Origin of the sequence: Intrasporangium chromatireducens Q5-1 (assembly GCF_000576575.1) — a bacterium.
Lineage (GTDB): Bacteria > Actinomycetota > Actinomycetes > Actinomycetales > Dermatophilaceae > Intrasporangium_A > Intrasporangium_A chromatireducens.
In genome coordinates, this window is sequence record NZ_AWQS01000400.1 from 1 (window position 1) to 2,291 (window position 2,291).

At 68.9% G+C, this 2,291-nt stretch carries 3 protein-coding genes; all 3 read left to right on the plus strand.

Features of this window, described 5'->3' with window-relative positions; all coding sequences use genetic code 11:
* Positions 1-149 precede the first annotated feature (149 nt).
* Entirely contained in the window at positions 150-617 is a 468-nt protein-coding gene (locus N864_RS21575; RefSeq protein ID WP_034722304.1) for a hypothetical protein, read from the plus strand.
* A 175-nt stretch (positions 618-792) separates the two neighbouring features.
* The gene (locus N864_RS21580) at positions 793-1,452 is read left to right on the plus strand and encodes an ATP-dependent Clp protease proteolytic subunit (protein ID WP_051518912.1); all 660 of its coding nucleotides are present in this window, start codon (positions 793-795) and stop codon (positions 1,450-1,452) included.
* A 5-nt stretch (positions 1,453-1,457) separates the two neighbouring features.
* On the plus strand, positions 1,458-2,120 hold the full coding sequence (locus N864_RS21585; RefSeq protein ID WP_034722308.1) for an ATP-dependent Clp protease proteolytic subunit: 663 nt from the start codon (positions 1,458-1,460) through the stop codon (positions 2,118-2,120).
* Positions 2,121-2,291 lie beyond the last annotated feature (171 nt).

A 2,291-nucleotide genomic window follows, 5' to 3' on the forward strand; every position in this document is an offset into this window, starting at 1 on the left:
CCCCGACCGCGTGGCGGTCGGGGGCCTCGCGCTGTCCGGTGACGCAGCCGAACACGTGCGCTGGGTGGTGCAGACCTGCTCGGAGGGGGTATGGCCACGATGGTCGTCACGCCGGCGACCGGCACCGATCGACCAGTGAGGAGCACGACATGAGCAACTTCGACGAGACGGGCAGGGCCGAGCAGGTCGAGCAGGACCAGGTGGGCCGCCCGGCCGAACGGGCCGAGCAGCTGCGCGACGGCGGCGCTGCGGACAGCGACATGCTCATGACCGACGGCGAGACCTCCTCGCGCGAGACGAGGGCCGAGGCCACGGACAGGACCACGAGTCGGACCACGGAGGCGGGTGCGGACGACGTCACGGACGGCACGACGGGAGCGGTCGACCCCGGCCCGCGGGGCGGCTCGGGCAACGCGTCGATCACCGAGGAGTCGAGCGGCGACCGCGCGAGCGACTGGCAGGTGAATGCCGAGGGCACCGTGCGGCACGCGGCCGGCAACACCGGCGCGAACTCCGCCGCGATGGACGACAAGCGCGCGGCCGAGGACTTCCAGACCCGGATCGGCGAGGAGACGGTGAACATCGAGTCCGGCCAGGACAACGGCCTGAACGAGTAGCTCCCGGGCCACCGCGGCTGGCCGGGCACACCGACGTGCCCCGGCCAGCGGCATACCCCTTGTGCGCTCAGGGCGAACACGAGCCCGCCCGGAAATCCCCTGACGGTGACGGACGTTAGGGTCAGTGACGAGCCAGCCGGCTGCCCAGCGCGGCCGAGACTGGAGACCTTCGACGATGGAGACATTGGTGACCTCGGACATCTCCGCCAACGGCAACGGCATGCCGGGTGGTCTGGACGACCACATCTACAACCGCCTGCTCAAGGAACGGATCATCTTCCTCGGCTCGGACGTGCGCGATGAGAACGCCAACGCCATCTGCGCCCAGATGCTGCTGCTGTCCGCCGAGGACCCAGACAAGGACATCTGGCTCTACATCAACAGCCCAGGTGGCTCGATCTCGGCCGGCATGGCGATCTACGACACCATGAACTGGATCCCCAACGACGTCGCGACCGTGGCCATGGGCCTGGCCGCCTCGATGGGCCAGTTCCTCCTCTCGGCCGGCACTCGGGGCAAGCGCTACGCGACGCCGCACGCGCGCGTCATGATGCACCAGCCCTCGGGCGGCATCGGCGGCACGGCCACCGACATCAAGATCCAGGCCGAGCAGATGCTCTACATCAAGAAGCAGATGGCCGACCTCATCGCGCAGCACACCGGGCAGAGCGTCGAGCAGATCGAGAAGGACTCCGACCGCGACCGGTGGTTCAGCGCCGAGGAGGCCAAGGAGTACGGCTTCGTCGACCACGTCTTCAGCCGCTCCGAGCAGGCGGTCGAGGGCAACGGGAGCGTGGGACAGGCCGACGCGAAGACCGACGGAAGCGAGAAGTGACCCGCATGATGATCGAGCCCACCAGCCGCCTTGCCGTGCCCGGCCACGCCCAGCCGCAGAGCCGCTACATCCTGCCGCAGTTCGAGGAGCGCACCTCCTACGGGATGAAGCGGTCCGACCCCTACAACAAGCTCTTCGAGGACCGCATCATCTTCCTCGGCGTGCAGGTCGACGACGCGTCGGCGGACGACATCATCGCCCAGCTGCTCGTGCTCGAGTCGCTCGACCCCGACCGCGACATCCTCATGTACATCAACAGCCCCGGTGGCTCGTTCACGGCGATGACCGCGATCTACGACACGATGCAGTTCGTCCGGCCCGATATCCAGACGTTCGTCATCGGCCAGGCCGCCTCCGCTGCCGCGGTGCTCCTCGGCGCCGGTGCGGCGGGTAAACGCTTCGCCCTGCCCAACTCGCGGATCCTCATCCACCAGCCGGCCCTCTCGGGTGGCGACTACGGCCAGGCCTCCGACATCGAGATCCAGGCCAACGAGGTGCTCCGGATGCGCACCTGGCTCGAGGACACGCTGGCCCACCACACCGGCCGCACCTCCGAGCAGGTGCGCAACGACATCGAGCGCGACAAGATCCTCTCCGCCGAGGACGCCAAGGAGTACGGCCTCATCGACGACGTCCTCGCCTCGCGCAAGGCCTCGCTCGAGAGCTGAGTCCCGCTCGAGAGCTGAGTCCCGCTCGGGGAGCGACCAACCCCGTTTCGTATGCCGCTCCGCCCGCCCCGCTGGAAGACCACCTTCCGCACGGGGCGGGCGGAGCGGCATACCGCTTCCTCCCGTCGAAGGGCCACAACCCGTCGAGGGGCCACAAACCGTCGAGGGGCC